Annotated in this window: 15 protein-coding genes; 6 read left to right on the top strand and 9 right to left on the bottom strand. The window is 72.0% G+C overall.

Features of this window, described 5'->3' with window-relative positions; translation table 11 throughout:
- Positions 1–24 precede the first annotated feature (24 nt).
- Genes ACWD3E_RS04240 through ACWD3E_RS04230 form a run of 3 tightly spaced genes read right to left on the bottom strand, consistent with a single transcriptional unit; the run spans position 25 to position 2,904 of the window.
- A complete protein-coding gene (locus ACWD3E_RS04240; RefSeq protein ID WP_451385990.1) occupies positions 25–1,263 on the bottom strand; it encodes a bifunctional RNase H/acid phosphatase in 1,239 nt (412 codons plus the stop codon).
- A gap of 37 nt (positions 1,264–1,300) precedes the next feature.
- Positions 1,301–2,044 (bottom strand): zinc ribbon domain-containing protein, encoded by a 744-nt coding sequence (locus ACWD3E_RS04235; protein ID WP_451386489.1) that lies wholly within the window; start codon positions 2,042–2,044, stop codon positions 1,301–1,303.
- A complete protein-coding gene (locus ACWD3E_RS04230; protein WP_451385989.1) occupies positions 2,041–2,904 on the bottom strand; it encodes a Nif3-like dinuclear metal center hexameric protein in 864 nt (287 codons plus the stop codon). The genes ACWD3E_RS04235 and ACWD3E_RS04230 overlap by 4 nt, the downstream gene beginning before the upstream one ends.
- A 187-nt stretch (positions 2,905–3,091) precedes the next feature.
- Between ACWD3E_RS04230 and ACWD3E_RS04225 the strand changes: the two genes are divergently transcribed.
- Both ACWD3E_RS04225 and ACWD3E_RS04220 read left to right on the top strand, forming a co-directional pair.
- A complete protein-coding gene (locus tag ACWD3E_RS04225) occupies positions 3,092–4,405 on the top strand; it encodes a hypothetical protein (RefSeq protein ID WP_451385988.1) in 1,314 nt (437 codons plus the stop codon).
- 96 nt (positions 4,406–4,501) lie between these two features.
- Positions 4,502–4,660, top strand: coding sequence for a hypothetical protein (locus tag ACWD3E_RS04220; RefSeq protein WP_451385987.1), 159 nt, complete (start codon positions 4,502–4,504; stop codon positions 4,658–4,660).
- A gap of 88 nt (positions 4,661–4,748) precedes the next feature.
- Here ACWD3E_RS04220 and ACWD3E_RS04215 read toward each other — a convergent pair whose 3' ends face one another.
- The 3 genes from ACWD3E_RS04215 to ACWD3E_RS04205 all read right to left on the bottom strand — a co-directional run bounded on the left by ACWD3E_RS04215 (position 4,749) and on the right by ACWD3E_RS04205 (position 7,709).
- Positions 4,749–5,687, bottom strand: coding sequence for a 3-oxoacyl-ACP reductase (locus tag ACWD3E_RS04215; protein WP_451385986.1), 939 nt, complete (start codon positions 5,685–5,687; stop codon positions 4,749–4,751).
- A gap of 63 nt (positions 5,688–5,750) precedes the next feature.
- Entirely contained in the window at positions 5,751–6,827 is a 1,077-nt protein-coding gene (locus ACWD3E_RS04210; RefSeq protein ID WP_451385985.1) for a Zn-dependent alcohol dehydrogenase, read from the bottom strand.
- Positions 6,828–6,851: 24 nt separating this feature from the next.
- A complete protein-coding gene (locus tag ACWD3E_RS04205; RefSeq protein WP_451385984.1) occupies positions 6,852–7,709 on the bottom strand; it encodes a MaoC/PaaZ C-terminal domain-containing protein in 858 nt (285 codons plus the stop codon).
- 242 nt (positions 7,710–7,951) lie between these two features.
- On the opposite strand from ACWD3E_RS04205, the gene ACWD3E_RS04200 reads away from it, so the two are divergent.
- From ACWD3E_RS04200 to ACWD3E_RS04185, 4 genes are read left to right on the top strand one after another with little or no spacing between them, the layout of a single operon-like run.
- Complete coding sequence (locus tag ACWD3E_RS04200) at positions 7,952–8,857, top strand: ABC transporter ATP-binding protein (protein ID WP_451385983.1); 906 nt, start codon at positions 7,952–7,954, stop codon at positions 8,855–8,857.
- The gene (locus tag ACWD3E_RS04195) at positions 8,857–9,573 is read left to right on the top strand and encodes an ABC transporter permease (RefSeq protein WP_451385982.1); all 717 of its coding nucleotides are present in this window, start codon (positions 8,857–8,859) and stop codon (positions 9,571–9,573) included. Before ACWD3E_RS04200 ends, ACWD3E_RS04195 begins: the two co-directional genes overlap by 1 nt.
- Positions 9,574–9,590: 17 nt before the next feature.
- Positions 9,591–10,898, top strand: a complete 1,308-nt coding sequence (locus ACWD3E_RS04190) for a sensor histidine kinase (protein ID WP_451385981.1) — start codon at positions 9,591–9,593, stop codon at positions 10,896–10,898.
- A 58-nt stretch (positions 10,899–10,956) separates the two neighbouring features.
- Positions 10,957–11,598, top strand: a complete 642-nt coding sequence (locus ACWD3E_RS04185) for a response regulator (RefSeq protein WP_451385980.1) — start codon at positions 10,957–10,959, stop codon at positions 11,596–11,598.
- Positions 11,599–11,622: 24 nt separating this feature from the next.
- Here ACWD3E_RS04185 and ACWD3E_RS04180 read toward each other — a convergent pair whose 3' ends face one another.
- The 3 genes from ACWD3E_RS04180 to ACWD3E_RS04170 form a co-directional block, all read right to left on the bottom strand.
- A complete protein-coding gene (locus ACWD3E_RS04180; protein WP_451385979.1) occupies positions 11,623–12,417 on the bottom strand; it encodes a hypothetical protein in 795 nt (264 codons plus the stop codon).
- 26 nt (positions 12,418–12,443) lie between these two features.
- Complete coding sequence (locus ACWD3E_RS04175; RefSeq protein WP_451385978.1) at positions 12,444–12,983, bottom strand: SigE family RNA polymerase sigma factor; 540 nt, start codon at positions 12,981–12,983, stop codon at positions 12,444–12,446.
- 115 nt (positions 12,984–13,098) lie between these two features.
- Positions 13,099–14,319: a lipid-transfer protein gene (locus tag ACWD3E_RS04170; RefSeq protein ID WP_451385977.1), complete on the bottom strand. Its 1,221-nt coding sequence runs from the start codon at positions 14,317–14,319 to the stop codon at positions 13,099–13,101.
- Positions 14,320–14,419: the final 100 nt, after the last annotated feature.

Here is a 14,419-nt window from a genome sequence, read left to right as displayed (position 1 = left end):
CGGGGTGCCGTTGCTGCCCGGGGCTCAGGGCCGCAGGTGGGACGTGTCGTTGAACAGCCGCACGCTCGCGTTGCCGTCGGCGTAGTACGCCACCGCCGACAGGGAGGCGGCGGAGAGCTCCATCCGGAACAGCGACTCGGGCGGAGCGCCGAGGGCGAGCCGGACGAGGGTCTTGATGGGCGTGACGTGCGTGACCAGCAGGACTGTACGGCCCCGGTGGGCCGCGACCAGCCTGTCGCGGGCGGCGGCCATCCTGGTGGCGGTCTCCGCGAAGCTCTCGCCGCCGCCGGTGGGGTGGGCCTCGGGGTCGGCGAGCCAGGCGTTCAGGTCGTCCGGGTAGCGCTCGCGGACCTCGCCGAAGGTCAGGCCCTCCCAGGCGCCGAAGTCCGTCTCGCGCAGGCCGTCCTCGACGGTCACGTCCAGGCCGAGGCGGGCGGCGACGACGGCGGCGGTTTCGCGGGTGCGGGCGAGGGGGGAGGCGAGGATGGCCTGGATCGTGCCGCGCCGTGCGAGGGCCTCCGCGGCTCTGTGGGCCTGCTCCCGTCCTGCGTCCGAGAGGGCGGGGTCGGTGCCGCCGCTGCCGGAGAAGCGTTTCTGGGGGGTGAGGGGGGTCTCGCCGTGGCGGAGGAGGACGAAGGTGGCGGGGGCGCCCAGGTCGGGGGCGGCGCTCCAGCCGGGGGCTGAGGTCGCGGGGGCCGGGATCGTGGTCGGGCGCGGCTCGGTGGGGGTAGTAGGGAGCTGCTCGCTTCGAGGCGCCGCTTTCTGCGGGACGGGCGCCGCCCCAACGGCACGACTGCCCGCGGCTGCGGCGGCTTCCAAGCCGGCCCGCGAGTCCGACGGCAACCAGTCTTCGCCCCTTGCGCCCGCGTCCATCGCCTCGTTGGCCAAGCGGTCCGCGTGCTTGTTCTGCTCACGGGGAATCCACTCGTACGTGACCTGGCCGGGGGCGAAGACGCGGCTGGACTCGGCGGCCAGGGGCTTCAGATCGGGGTGTTTGATCTTCCAGCGGCCCGACATCTGCTCGACGACGAGCTTGGAGTCCATCCGGACGTGGACCGTGGCGGCCGGGTCGAGGGCGTGGGCGGCGCGCAGGCCGGCCAGCAGGCCCCGGTACTCGGCCACGTTGTTCGTGGCGACGCCGATGTACTCCGCGGCCTCGGCCAGGGTCTCCCCGGTCGCGGCGTCGCTCACCACGGCGCCGTAGCCCGCGGGCCCCGGGTTGCCCCGCGACCCGCCGTCCGCCTCGACGATGAACTCCCCCACGCCCAAAGCTCCTTACCGGTACCGGTGCCTACAGTCCCTACAGACCCGACTCGGCCGTGCGCACCAGGATGCGGCGGCAGTTCTCGCAGCGGACCACCACGTCCGGCGCCGCCGCGCGGATCTCGTTCAGCTCGGTGATGGCCAGCTCCTGGCGGCAGCCCTGGCAGGTGCGGGCGTACAGCTTGGCCGCGCCGATGCCGCCCTGCTGCCCGCGCAGCTTGTCGTACAGCTTGAGCAGGTCCGCCGGGACGGACGCGGCGACGACCTCGCGCTCCTTGGTCACCGTGGCGGCCTCGCCGTCGATCTCCTCGAAGGCCGCGTCCCGGCGCCCGGTGGCGTCGTCGATCTTCGACTGCACCGACGCGACCCGCGCGGTCAGCTCGGCCACCCGCTCCTGGGCGGCCTCGCGGCGCTCCATGACCTCCAGGACGACCTCCTCCAGGTCGCCCTGCCGCTTGGCGAGGGAGGTGATCTCGTGCTGGAGGTTGGACAGGTCCTTCGGCGAGGTGACGGCGCCGGAGTCCAGGCGCTGCTGGTCGCGGGTGGCGCGCTGGCGCACCTGGTCCACGTCCTGCTCGGCCTTGGTCTGCTCGCGGGCGCAGTCGCTCTCCTCGGTCTGCGCGGCCACCAGCAGGTCGCGCAGCTGGGTGAGGTCCTTGTTCAGCGACTCGATCTCCGCGTGCTCGGGCAGCGACTTCCGCTTGTGCGCGAGCTGCTGGAGGCGCACGTCCAGGGCCTGGACGTCGAGGAGTCGGATCTGGTCGGCGGGCGCGGCGTTCAGTTGGGGGCTCCAGGTGTTTCAGTGGTGGAGGACGCCGCGTGGGCGGTCCAGGGGTCGGTGACCGTCTTCGACACATGGACGCGCAGGTCCCAGCCGTGGCGGTCGGAGAGCTCGTCGAGCTGGCTCGCAGCCAGCTCGCACCAGGGCCACTCGGTGGCCCAGTGTGCCGCGTCGAGCAGTGCGAGGGGGCTTTGCCCGCCGGCCGCCATGAATTCCGCGGCGGGGTGGTGGCGCAGGTCGGCGGTGAGGAAGGCGTCGACGCCGGCCGCGCGGACCTGGTCGAAGAGGCTGTCGCCGGAGCCGCCGCTGACGGCGATCGTGCGGACCGTGGCTTCGGGGTCGCCGGCCACCCGGATGCCCTGCGCGGTGGCGGGCAGCCGCTCGGCGGCGCGGGCGGCCAGCTCGCGGACGGTGAGGGGGTGGTCCAGCTCGCAGATCCGGCCCAGGCCCCGGCGGCCCGCCGGGTCGCCCGGGTCCGGCACGAGGGGGCGTACGACCCGCAGGTCGAGCGCCCCGGCGAGCGCGTCGCTCACGCCCGGGTCGGCCGTGTCGGCGTTGGTGTGGGCGACGTGCAGCGCGATGTCGTTCTTGATCAGCGTGTGCACGACCCGGCCCTTGAAGTGCGTGGCCGCGACCGTGGTCGTTCCGCGCAGGTAGAGCGGGTGGTGGGTGACCAGCAGGTCGGCGCCGAGCTCGACCGCCTCGTCGACGATCTCCTGGACGGGGTCGACGGCGAACAGGACCCGGGTGACCTCCTGGTCGGGGTCGCCCACGACCGTGCCGACCGCGTCCCAGGACTCGGCCCGCTCGGCGGGCCACAGGTTCTCCAGCGCGGCGATGACTTCAGACAGACGGGGCACGGGAAAAGGCTACCTGGATGATCTGCCGGGCTGTACCGCCTCCGCTCCCCGGAGTCCCGTTCAGCACACATGCCCCGGTTCCCACGGGCGAATCGGTTCTGCGCCACACGTATGTGTGAAGCGGCCATCGGCCCGTCCCGCGGCCGTGCGTACGAAAACTAGCTTCGTCGCCGGAGGTGACCGAACGATGACGGCCTGTGCGATCGAATCCCCTTCGACGGAATCCCCTTCGACCGGCGAGTCCGGCGAGTCCGGGCAATCCCGGGAATCCGGCGAGTCCTGGGAGTCCGGCGAGGACGACGGTGTGCCGGAGACGGGGTGCACCCTCACGACGGACGGCGCGTACGGCGCCCGGCTCGCGCTCTGCGGTGAGTCCTGGTTCCCGGAGCGCTGGACGCTGGACGGCCCCGAGCCGTACGCCGTCCCGCTGCCCGGCAACCAGCCGGAGGAGCCCGGCACCGAGGTGCAGCCGATGGCGGACGGACGGGTGCTGATCCACCGGCTGGTGGATCAGCGGCACGCCTTCTCGCTGCTGTACCCGACCGGACCCGGCACCGGCGAGCTGCCGCTGGGCACGGTGGAGTGCCCCGAGCCCGACGCCCGGCTCTCGCTGCTGCCGCCCGCGCCGGGGGGCGTGCGGGCGTACGCCCTCACCGTCGGCGCGAACTCCACGGCGGTGTGGCTGGTGGCGGGCAGCGCCCTGGGGCCGCAGCGGCTCGCGGTGATCCCGGGGCGCTGTTCGGGCGGGGTCTGGCTGGATCATGCCGGGCGGTTGCTCGCACTGGACCAGGAGCTGGCCGGGCGCACCAAGACGGTCGTGGTGGACCTGGAGCGCGGCGGCGAGATCTCACCTCTGCTCCAGATCACGGACTACAGCGACGACCGGCTGCTGCTCGCCGACCCCGACAGCGGGCTGCTGCTGATCTCCTCCGACGCGCCCTCCCCCGGGCAGGAACGATTGGGCTGGGGGGTCCTGGGCAGCACGCTGCCGGTCCGCTTCCCGGAGTGCCTGCGGGTTGCGGACTGTGCGGTCACGCCGTTCGCGATCCAGCCGGGTCAGGTGCTGATGCCGGAGAGCTGCGCGGTGGCGCTGCGCATCGACGGGCGGTTCGGCAGCTGGGTGGGGACGTGGCGGCCGGCCGAGCGGCAGGTACGGCAACTCCCGGCGCCCGAGGGGTGGTTGACGGGGGCCGGGCTGTGGACGCGCGACGGGGTGCTGCGGCTGCCGTACGCCACGGAGGAAGTCCCGTGCGGCGTGGCGGAGCTGACGGCACCCAGGGGGGAGCCGGCCCGGAACAGGGCCGGGGTGGGAATGGGGGGACCGAAGCCGGGGGAATCGGGGGATACGGGCCCGGAGGATCCGGTCCGGGACGGCACCGCTCGCGAGACGCCACCCGTGGCGGCGCCTCGGGGCGCGGCGGAACCGGATCCTCCGGTGCCCTCGGCGGTACGTCCCGTGCCGCTCGGGAAAGCACCCCTGGGACGTCTTGTAACGAACTAGTGCCGGTTGGCGTGTGCGCCTGGATTCGACCCGTGGTGTGCCGGTTACACTCGCCCGGCTGTACGAAAGATCATGTCTACGGGGTGAAATCGTCCGATGAGCGACACCAGCACTACTCAGCAGCTGTCTGCCGACTCGCAGAAGACCGCCGGCCACGGCCGGCACCGGGGCCCGGTCGCGGCCCACGACTCCGACGCGACTCCGCGAGGCCGGCACCGTAAGCCGTCCGCGGAGAAGGTCGAAGCGGCTGCCTGACGCAAAAAGAGGTTACAAGGCGTCATAAGGGGAGAGGGGCTTTCCGTCACCGGACGGGAAGCCCCTCTCTCGTTCCACCCGTTTCACTTCACCCGCGTTTGAGTCCCAGCACCTCCGCCGCCGCGAACGTCTCCCCCGGCGGCCGGTCCGCGTAGTGCGGGGTGAGCAGCGCGTCCAGCTCGTCGTACGTGAACGTGTCCTGCTTGCTGTCGAACTGCGCCCGGACCCTGGGCCGGTCGACGACGGCGACCATGCCGCCGTGCACGACGAGCAGTTGGCCGTTGACCCGGGCGGCGGCGGGCGAAGCCAGGTAGCCGACGAGCGGGGCGACATGCTCGGGGTCGAGCGGGTCGAGGCCCTCCTCGGGTCTGGCCAGGCCCGCGAAGACGTCCTGCGTCATGCGGGTGCGGGCACGCGGGCAGATCGCGTTGGCGGTCACGCCGTACTTGGCGAGGGCGAGGGCGGTGGAGGTGGTGAGGCCGACGATTCCGCCCTTCGCCGCCGCGTAGTTGGGCTGCCCGGCGGATCCGGCGAGGAACGCCTCGGAGGAGGTGTTCACGATCCGCCCGTACACCGCTCCCCCGGCCGCCTTGGACCGCTGCCGCCAGTGCGCGGCGGCGAAGTGGGTGGTGTTGAAGTGGCCCTTGAGGTGGACGCGGATCACCGAGTCCCACTCGTCCTCGGTCATGGAGAAGACCATGCGGTCGCGCAGGATGCCCGCGTTGTTGACGAGGATGTCGAGCTTTCCGAACTCGGCGATAGCCAAGTCGACCAGTTCCCGCGCCTGTTGGAAGTCGGACACATCTCCTGTGTGGGCGGTTGCCCGGCCGCCGTCGGCTCGGATCGCGGCGGCGACCTTCTCGGCGGGTCCGGCCGAGGCCTCGCCGGAGCCGTCGCGGCCCGGCCGGCCGTAGTCGTTGACGACGACGGCCGCGCCGAGCCGGGCGAGTTCCAGGGCCTCGGCCCGGCCGAGCCCGCGTCCGGCGCCGGTGACGACGGCGGACAGACCTTCAAGTGGCAGTGACATTCCAGGAGTCCTCACAGCCGCGTTGGATCTCTCCGATGTTGGGTCTCTCAGATGTTGGGTCTCTCAGATCTCGATGCACGTACGCAGGGCCGTCCCGCTCCGCATCTGGTCCAGTGCCTCGTTGATCTCCACCAGGGGCACCCGGTGGGTGATCAGGCCCGCGAGGTCGACGCGGCCCGCGCGCCACAGGGCGATCGTGCGCTCGTAGGAGCGCATCACGTCGCCGCCGCCGTACATGGACGGCAGGATGCGCTTCTCGTCGAAGAACAGCTCGAACATGTTGAGCTGGAGGAAGTCGTCCATGGCACCCGCGCCGACCACGACGAGGGTGCCGCCGCGCCGGGTGTTCTCATAGGCGGTGCGGGCGGTGGCGGAGCGGCCGACGACCTCGAAGACGTAGTCGAAGCCCTCGCCGCCGGTGACCTGTTGCTTGGCGTCGGCCAGCTGCTCCGGCGAAACCGCCCTCGTGGCACCGAACTTGAGCGCCGACTCACGCCGGGAGGCGACCGGGTCCACGGCGACGATCTCGGCGGCGCCCTTGAGCCGCGCCCCCTGCACCGCCGAGATGCCGACGCCTCCGCACCCGATGACGGCGACCGACGAACCCGCCTGCACATCAGCGGTGTTGAGGGCAGCTCCGAGGCCGGTCGTCACCCCGCAGCCGATCAGCGCGGCGATGTCGTAGGGCACGTCGTCCGGGATCGGCACGGCGCAGCCCGCGTCCACGACGACCTCCTCGGCGAAGGTGCCGGTGCCCGCGAAGCCGAAGACGTCCCCGCCGGAGCGCCTGAAGTTGGGGGTGCCCGCGTTCATGAACCCGGCCAGGCACAGCTGGGTCTGGCCGCGCTTGCAGGCGGGGCAGGCGCCGCAGGCGGGCAGCCAGCAGATGACGACCCGGTCGCCGGGCTTCAGACCCCGTACTCCGTCACCGACTTCGAGGATCTCGCCCGCGCCCTCATGACCGGGCACGAACGGCGCCGGCTGCGGCAGCACGCCGCTCATCGCGGACAGGTCCGAGTGGCACAGCCCGGTGGCCCGCACCCGGACCCGCACCTTGCCGGGCCCGAATCCCGTCGCCTCGACGTCGTCGAGGACCTCCAGTTTCTCCTGGCCGATCTCGTGCAGTACCGCTGCGCGCATGGTGCGGCTCCCCTCGGAGGCTCTTCAGGAGTGCTGAACGATGGTGTCGGCCAGGACGGGCGCGTCGTCCCGCTCCACGGCGCTCACGGCGACCCGGACCTCGCCGTCCCGCCGCCACATGCGGATCCGCAGGGTCTCCCCCGGGTACACCACTCCGGCGAACCGGGTGGAGTAGGAGCGGACCCGGGTGACGTCCCCGCCGAGCAGCGTGTCCACGACCGCCTTGAGCGTGATGCCGTAGGTGCACAGCCCGTGCAGGATCGGCTTCTCGAAGCCGGCGAGCTTGGCGAACTCGGGGTCGGCGTGCAGCGGGTTCCAGTCCCCGGAGAGGCGATACAGGAGGGCCTGGTCCTCGCGGACACGGCGTTCGACGGTCCTGTCGGGTTCACCGACGGGCGGTTCGAGGCGGGCGACCGGGCCCCGGTCGCCGCCCCACCCGCCCTCTCCCCGTACGAAGATCTGGGCGTCGTTGGTCCACAGCGGGCCGTCGGCGTCGGCGACCTCGGTGCGCAAGACCAGGATGGCGGCCTTGCCCTTGTCGTAGACGGCGGCGAGCCGGTTGGTCGCGGTCGCCGTGCCCTCGGGCGGGATGGGTCGGTGGATCTGCAGCGTCTGCCCGCCGTGCAGGACCTTGGCCAGCTCGACCTCCACACCGGGCATGGACAGCCCGCTGATCACACCGGGCGCACCGGAGCCCGCGACAGTGGCGAAGCTCGGCAGGACGTGCAGCCGGGACTCCAGGGTGTAGCGCAGTTCGTCGGGGTCGGTGGCGGGGATGCCGGCGCCGATGCCGAGGTGGTAGAGCTGGACGTCCTTGGTGGTCCAGGAGATCTCACCGGTCCGGGGTTCGGCCGCGAGGGCCTTCGCTGCGTCGATGGGCATACGACTCCTGACACTGGCGGTTCAAGACCCCGGCGCGGACGTCCGCACCGTCGGCCGCACCGAGGTCGCTACGGGCCGATCTAGAACGCGTTCCAGTCCGGCGACCCCTGTATAGCCCAGCGCTCCACAGTTGTGAAGGCTCCTGACACTGCGTCAGGTTCGGTCGGCAGTGACATTTGTACTGCCCGAATCCATACATGCGCATCTGCCGGAGCGGGGCCGCATTTTCTAGCGTCGTAGGCATGACACAGACGGAGAGTGCCGCCGTGTCCTTCACGGGGGCGGTCAAGACCTACGGCGCCGTACGCGCTGTCGACGGCATCGATCTGGAGATCGGGCGCGGCGAGACCGTGGCCCTGCTCGGCCGCAACGGCGCCGGCAAGTCCACCACGATCGCGCTGCTGATCGGCCTGACCGAGCCGGACGCCGGGCGGGTGGAGCTGTTCGGCGCCGGGCCGGAGCGGGCCGTACGCGCCGGGCGGGTGGGCGCCATGCTCCAGGAGGGGCGGCCGGTGCCGCGGGTCAGGGTCGGCGAGCTGGTCGGCTTCGTGGCCGGCCGCTATCCGGCACCCATGCCGGTGGCGCGGGCCCTGGAGCTGGCCGGGATCGCGGACCTGGCCGGGCGGCGGGTGGACCGGCTGTCCGGCGGCCAGGTGCAGCGGGTGCGGTTCGCGGTCGCGCTGGCCGGTGATCCCGCTTTGCTGGTGCTGGACGAGCCGACGGCGGCGCTCGACGTGGAGGCGCGGCACGCCTTCTGGGAGTCGATGCGCGCCTACGCCCGGCGCGGCCACACCGTGCTGTTCTCCACGCACTACCTGGAGGAGGCGGACGCGTACGCCGACCGGATCGTGATCCTCGACCACGGACGGATCGTCGCCGACGGCACCGGCGAGGAGCTGCGCCGGGCGGCGGGCGGCAACCTGGTCTCCGTCGAGCCGGCCGGGCGCGACCCCGAGGCGCTGGCCCTGCTGCCCGGGGTCCGTTCGGTGGAGGTGCGCGGCACCCGGGCGCGGCTGCGCACCGACGACTCGGACGCGACCGTGATCGCCCTCGCCGCCCTCGGCGCGATCCGGGGCCTGGAGGTCGCCCCGGCCTCCCTGGACGACGCGTTCCTCGCTCTCACCTCCCGCACCCTGGAGGCGGTGTGATGCTCGACTACATACGCCTGGAGGTCCGCCGTACGCTGCGGGACACGGGTTTCGTGATCGGCGGGATCGCGGTGCCGGTGATGATGTATCTGCTGTTCACCAACCTCGGCGAGAACGACGGGGACTGGCGCACGGCCTCGATGGTCGGCATGGCCGCCTACGGCGCGGTCGGCTCGGCGCTGAACACCGGCGGCGCGGTCGCCGAGGACCGGGGCACCGGCTGGCTGCGGCAGCTGCGGGTGACGCCGCTGACCCCGCGCCAGGCGGTGACGGGGCGGGCGCTGACCGGCGCGGTGACGGTGCTGCCCGCGATCCTCGCGGTGCTCGCGGCGGGCGGTCTGCTCAACGGGGTGCGGCTGGCGCTCTGGCAGTGGGCGGCGATCGCGCTGCTGCTGTGGCTGGGTTCGATCCCTTTCACGCTGCTCGGCCTCGGCAACGGCTACCGGCTGACGGGCCCGGCGACGGGCGTGGCGAACCTGCTGTGCAACCTGGGGCTCTCGGTGGTGGGCGGACTCTGGTTCCCCATCAGCCTGTTCCCGCGCTGGCTGCGCGCCCTGTCGGCGTACACCCCCACCCACCGTTTCGCCCAGCTCGGCACCACGGTCGCGGACGGGCATGCTCCGAGCGCTGGTGCGATCATCGTGCTGACGGCATGGCTGGGACTTTTCGGTTCGTACGCTGTGCTCTCGTACCGCCGTAGTGCGGAGACCATCTGATCGGGGGATACAGAGACATGACGACTTGGTGGCGGAGAACGCGGGTACAGGCGCGGGCCTGGCAGGCGGCACGGCTCCAGTGGCGGGCGGACCATCGGCGCTTCCAGGCCGCTCAACGCGAGGCCCGGAAGAAGGGGGCAGCCCCGGCCGACGACCACCCGGGCCCGCCGGCCAACGGCTTCTCCCTGCTGCCCTGGCTGCTGATGGGCCTCGGGTCCTTCTCCAACCTGCTGGAGGGCAGGGCCTCGAACCCGTGGGTCGGCGGCCTGGGCCTGCTCGCCTTCAACTCCCTCTACATCTACGTCACTTTCCGCTCCTTCGTACGCGAGAAGCGCGAGGCGGTCTCCACCCGGGTCGCGCTGGTGCTCATGGGCCTGCTGACCACGGGCCTGGCGCTCGGATACGGCGGCAACTGGCTGATGTTCTTCCCGCTGCTCGGCCTCGCCACGGGGGCGTCCCTGCGCGGCCCGTGGCTGGGACGCGCCGGCCTGCTGCTGGCCGGGTACGCGGGTGCCGTGTCCGCCGTCCGGGACGGCTGGGACGCGGTGAACATCGCCTACGGCACCTTCCTGTCGACCATGGTGACCGCCGCGATCCTCAGCCTGTCCGAGGCCGTACGGGAACTGCGGGCCGCCCGGGAGGAGCTGGCCCGGCGCGCGGTGGAGAAGGAGCGGCTGCGCTTCTCCCGCGATCTGCACGACCTGCTCGGCCACACGCTGTCGGTGATCGTGGTGAAGTCGGAGGCGGCCCGGCGGCTGGCGCCGCGCGACATGGACGCGGCGCTCGGGCAGATCACCGACATCGAGTCCGTGGGCCGGCAGGCGCTGACCGAGATCCGCGAGGCGGTCACCGGCTACCGCGAGGGCAGCCTGGCCACCGAGCTGACCCGGGCCCGCTCGGCGCTGTCCGCGGCGAGCGTGCGGCCGGTGGTCCGCCAGTCCGGGACGCCGCTGGCCCCGCAGACCGAGGCATTGCTCGGCTGGGTGGTCCGCGAGGCCGTCACCAACGTGGTCCGGCACAGCGACGCCACCTGCTGCGAGATCACCATCGAGGGCGCCGCCGCGCGGGTACGGCTCACCGTGTGCGACGACGGCACCGGCAAGGCCGTGGCCCGGCCCGGGGCCGCGGAGGGCATCGGCGGCACCGGCCTCATCGGGCTGACCGAGCGCCTCGCGGCGGCGGGCGGCTCCCTCACGGCCGGCCCGTCACCGCGCGGCGGCTTCACAGTCACCGCGGAACTCCCGGTGGAGGAGGCGGAGTTCGTGGTGGCCGGAGCGGGTGCGGGTGTGGGTGCGGGCCTGGCTACGGCGCCCAGGGGGTGCTGACCGCCCAGCTGGGGTTGCCGTTCCCTCCGAGCCGGACCGTCCGCCGTACTCTGAGCGCATGAACGAGATGCCCCGGGACCACCGGACCGCCAAGTCCATCCGGGTTCTGCTCGCCGAGGACCAGGGCATGATGCGTGGCGCGCTCGCACTGCTGCTCGGCTTGGAGGAGGACATCGAGGTCGTCTCCCAGGTGTCGTCCGGGGACGCCATCGTGGACGCCGCGCTGATCCACCGGCCGGACGTGGCTCTGCTGGACATCGAACTGCCGGGCATCAGCGGGCTCGACGCGGCGGCCGAGCTGCGCGAGCAGGCGCCCGACTGCCGGGTGCTGATCCTCACCACCTTCGGCCGGCCCGGTTATCTGCGCCGGGCGATGGAGGCCGGGGCTGCCGGGTTCCTCGTGAAGGACGGTCCCGTGGAGGAACTGGCCGCGGCCATCCGGCGCGTGCTCACCGGGGAGACCGTGGTCGATCCGGCGCTGGCCGCCGCCGCGCTCAGCGCAGGGCCCAATCCGCTGACCGCCCGGGAGTGCGAGGTGCTGAAGGCGTCCGTGGACGGGGCGACCGTCGCCGACATCGCGGCCCGGCTTCATCTGTCCGAGTCCACCGTGCGCAACTACCTGTCCTCCGCCATCGGCAAGACGGGGACGCGGAACCGGGCCGAGGCCGTGCGGGAGGCCCGGCAGCAGGGGTGGCTCTGAAGTCCCGGCGGCCTCCCGGCCCTACTACTTCGTCACCTCCGCCGACTCGTACGACGTGTGTTCCGGCGCCACGCACACGAACCAGTTCGCTGCCGGGTACCCGGCGGCCGGCACGATGGCCGCGTCCGGGGTGTTGTGCCGGTAGTTCACGGTGCCGCTCCTGGCGACGGTCTTGGTGCCGTCCTTCCAGGTGCACGTGACCTCCCGGGCGGTCTTGGCCACATCGCCGACCACCAGGCGGCCGGAGCTTTCCGGAGTGATGCCCAGCCGGGTCGCCATCGACTCCATGTCCGTGCCCGACAGGCGGTCCAGCTTCGTGACCGTGTTGAACATGATCTGCCGTGGGCGGTCGACACCGTACTTCCGGGTCACGAAGTACGAGACCTTGCCGATCAGGTCGGCGGGCTTGTGGACGTCGGCGGGCTCCAGTCTGCGCTCGTCCATGGCGTCGAACTGCCGGGCCGCCTCGTCCTCGTTCCGTGGTGCTCCCCACACCTGGATGGCGATGTACCAGGGGTGCCCTCTGTACATGCCCGACGACAGCTCGGTCTCCTGCGGGTCGTAGACGTGCCGTGCCTCCGCCGAGGCCGGCGGCTTCGCCACGTTCGCCTCCCCGTCCGCGGGCCCGCCTCCCGGCAGCCCGGTCACCGCCAGGGCACCCGTCGTCCCGGCCAGCACCAGTGCCGTCGTCGCCGTCACCGCCCAGCGCCGCGCCCTGCGACGCCGGCCGCCCCGCATGACCGCCTGGACGGGGGCTATGCCGATCTCGACCTCGTCCGCGGCGTCCGCGAGAAGGAGGGCGATGTCGGTCTGTGTCATGTCGTGCTGCTCCCGGTCCGCGCTCATCACTTCCGCCCTCCGTACGTCACCGTCTCGGCCAGTCCCGGTATGGCACGCAGCTTCGCGATCCCCTTGGCCGCGTTGCTCTTGACCGTGCCTACCGAACAGCCCATCGCCTCCGCCGCCTGCGTCTCCGTCAGGTCCTCCCAGTAGCGCAGGACCACCGCCTCCCGCTGCCGCACGGGCAGTTGGGCGAGCGCCTTGAGCAGGGCGCTGCGGTCGTCGGCCTGGGCGATCCGGTCGCCGGTGTCGGCCACCTCGTGCAGCAGGCCGGAGTCGTCCTTCGGGGCGAGGAACTCCTTGAGTTTCCTTCTGTGTTTGCGCGCATGCATGTTGATCATCACGCGCCGCACGTACGCCTCCGGGTCGTCGGCCGAGCCGACTTTGCGCCAGGCCGCGAAGACCCGTTCGAGCGTCGACTGGACCAGGTCCTCGGCGGCGTGCTGCTCCCCCGTGAGGAGAAATGCCGTACGCATCAGCCGCGGCCAGCGGCCGACCATGAAGCTCTGGAACTCCTCGTTCCGAGCCTCCTTCCGATCCCCCATGGGCACCTCCTAGATATCAAAAGGAGTCCATGAGGCATGTGGTTCGTTGCCTCCTCCTCCGCACAACTCGCGGAAATCTTCCCGGCGAAGGAGGAGGCAGGAGACCGGTGGTGAGTCACACCGCCCTCAGCAGCGTCACCACCGCCGCCCCGCCCAGTCCGATGTTGTGCGCGAGCCCCACCCGGGCCCCGGGTACCTGCCGCTCGCCCGCCTCGCCACGCAGCTGCCAGACCAGTTCGGCCGTCTGCGCCAGGCCGGTCGCGCCCAGCGGGTGGCCCTTGGAGATCAGTCCGCCCGACGGGTTCACCACCCACCGGCCGCCGTACGTCGTCGCCCCCGACTCCACGAGCTTGCCCGACTCCCCCGGCGCGCACATGCCGAGTGCCTCGTACGTCAGGAGTTCGTTGACCGAGAAGCAGTCGTGCAGTTCGACCACGTCCACGTCCTCGATGCCGAGCCCGGCCCGTTCGTACGCCTGCCGGGCCGCCGCCCGCGACATCGGCTGCCCGACCACGTCGATGCAGGAACCGGACGCGAAGGACTCCTCGGTGTCCGTGGTCATCGCCTGCCCGGCGATCTCGACCAGGCCGGTCAGGGAGCGCAGGGGGCGCTCCTCGGCGAAGCGTTCCGAGACGACCACGGCCGCCGCCGCGCCGTCCGAGGTGGGCGAGCACTGGAGCTTGGTCAGCGGCCGGTGCACCATGCGCGCGGCGAGGATGTCGGCCACCTCGTACACGTCCCGGAACTGGGCGTAGGGGTTGTGCGCGGAGTGCCGGTGGTTCTTGGCGGCGACCGCCGCGAGCTGGGCCTCGGTGGTGCCGTACTTCTCCATGTGCTCGCGGGCCGCGGCGCCGAAGATCTGCGCGGTGGGCGGGTTCGCCTCGAAGCCGTGCCGGGCGGCCATGATCCCGTAGTGCCGGGCGACCGGGGAAGTGGAGCTCCAATCATCAGCGGCTCCGCCGCGGGCGCCTCCGTCGGCCCCTCCCCCCAACGCGCCCTTCTTCATCTTCTCGAAGCCCAGCGCGAGCACGCAGTCGCAGACGCCGCCCTCGACGAGCTGGCGGGCCAGCATGAGCGCGGTCGCGCCGGTCGCGCAGTTGTTGTTGACGTTGTAGACGGGGACGCCGGTCAGGCCGAGCTCGTAGGCGGCGCGCTGCCCCGCGGTCGAGGGCTGGAAGCAGTAGCCGACGGGAACCTGTTCCACATCGCCGTAGAAGATCCCGGCGTCCGCCAGCGCCGCACTTCCGGCCTCCCGCACCATGTCCCAGTACTGCCAGGAGCGACTCTCGGGCTTCTCGAATCGGGTCATTCCGACCCCGGCGACATAGGCCTTCATGGCGGGCCAGGTTAGAACGTGTTCCAGCAACTCACCATCCCCTGACGGAAGTTCAGATACCCATGAGCGGGTCAAAAATCCATTAGGGGCCCGAAGCAAC

The sequence above is a fragment of the Streptomyces sp. NPDC002676 genome (assembly GCF_053592455.1).
This window is presented reverse-complemented; position numbering and strand designations above follow the sequence as displayed.

Coding starts and splice junctions, on each gene's coding strand:
- ACWD3E_RS04225 (WP_451385988.1), top strand. CDS start 3,092: ATGACGGCCTGTGCGATCGAATCCCCTTCGACGGAATCCCCTTCGACC.
- ACWD3E_RS04220 (WP_451385987.1), top strand. CDS start 4,502: ATGAGCGACACCAGCACTACTCAGCAGCTGTCTGCCGACTCGCAGAAG.
- ACWD3E_RS04215 (WP_451385986.1), bottom strand. CDS start 5,687: ATGTCACTGCCACTTGAAGGTCTGTCCGCCGTCGTCACCGGCGCCGGA.
- ACWD3E_RS04210 (WP_451385985.1), bottom strand. CDS start 6,827: ATGCGCGCAGCGGTACTGCACGAGATCGGCCAGGAGAAACTGGAGGTC.
- ACWD3E_RS04205 (WP_451385984.1), bottom strand. CDS start 7,709: ATGCCCATCGACGCAGCGAAGGCCCTCGCGGCCGAACCCCGGACCGGT.
- ACWD3E_RS04200 (WP_451385983.1), top strand. CDS start 7,952: ATGACACAGACGGAGAGTGCCGCCGTGTCCTTCACGGGGGCGGTCAAG.
- ACWD3E_RS04195 (WP_451385982.1), top strand. CDS start 8,857: ATGCTCGACTACATACGCCTGGAGGTCCGCCGTACGCTGCGGGACACG.
- ACWD3E_RS04190 (WP_451385981.1), top strand. CDS start 9,591: ATGACGACTTGGTGGCGGAGAACGCGGGTACAGGCGCGGGCCTGGCAG.
- ACWD3E_RS04185 (WP_451385980.1), top strand. CDS start 10,957: ATGAACGAGATGCCCCGGGACCACCGGACCGCCAAGTCCATCCGGGTT.
- ACWD3E_RS04180 (WP_451385979.1), bottom strand. CDS start 12,417: ATGACACAGACCGACATCGCCCTCCTTCTCGCGGACGCCGCGGACGAG.
- ACWD3E_RS04175 (WP_451385978.1), bottom strand. CDS start 12,983: ATGGGGGATCGGAAGGAGGCTCGGAACGAGGAGTTCCAGAGCTTCATG.
- ACWD3E_RS04170 (WP_451385977.1), bottom strand. CDS start 14,319: ATGAAGGCCTATGTCGCCGGGGTCGGAATGACCCGATTCGAGAAGCCC.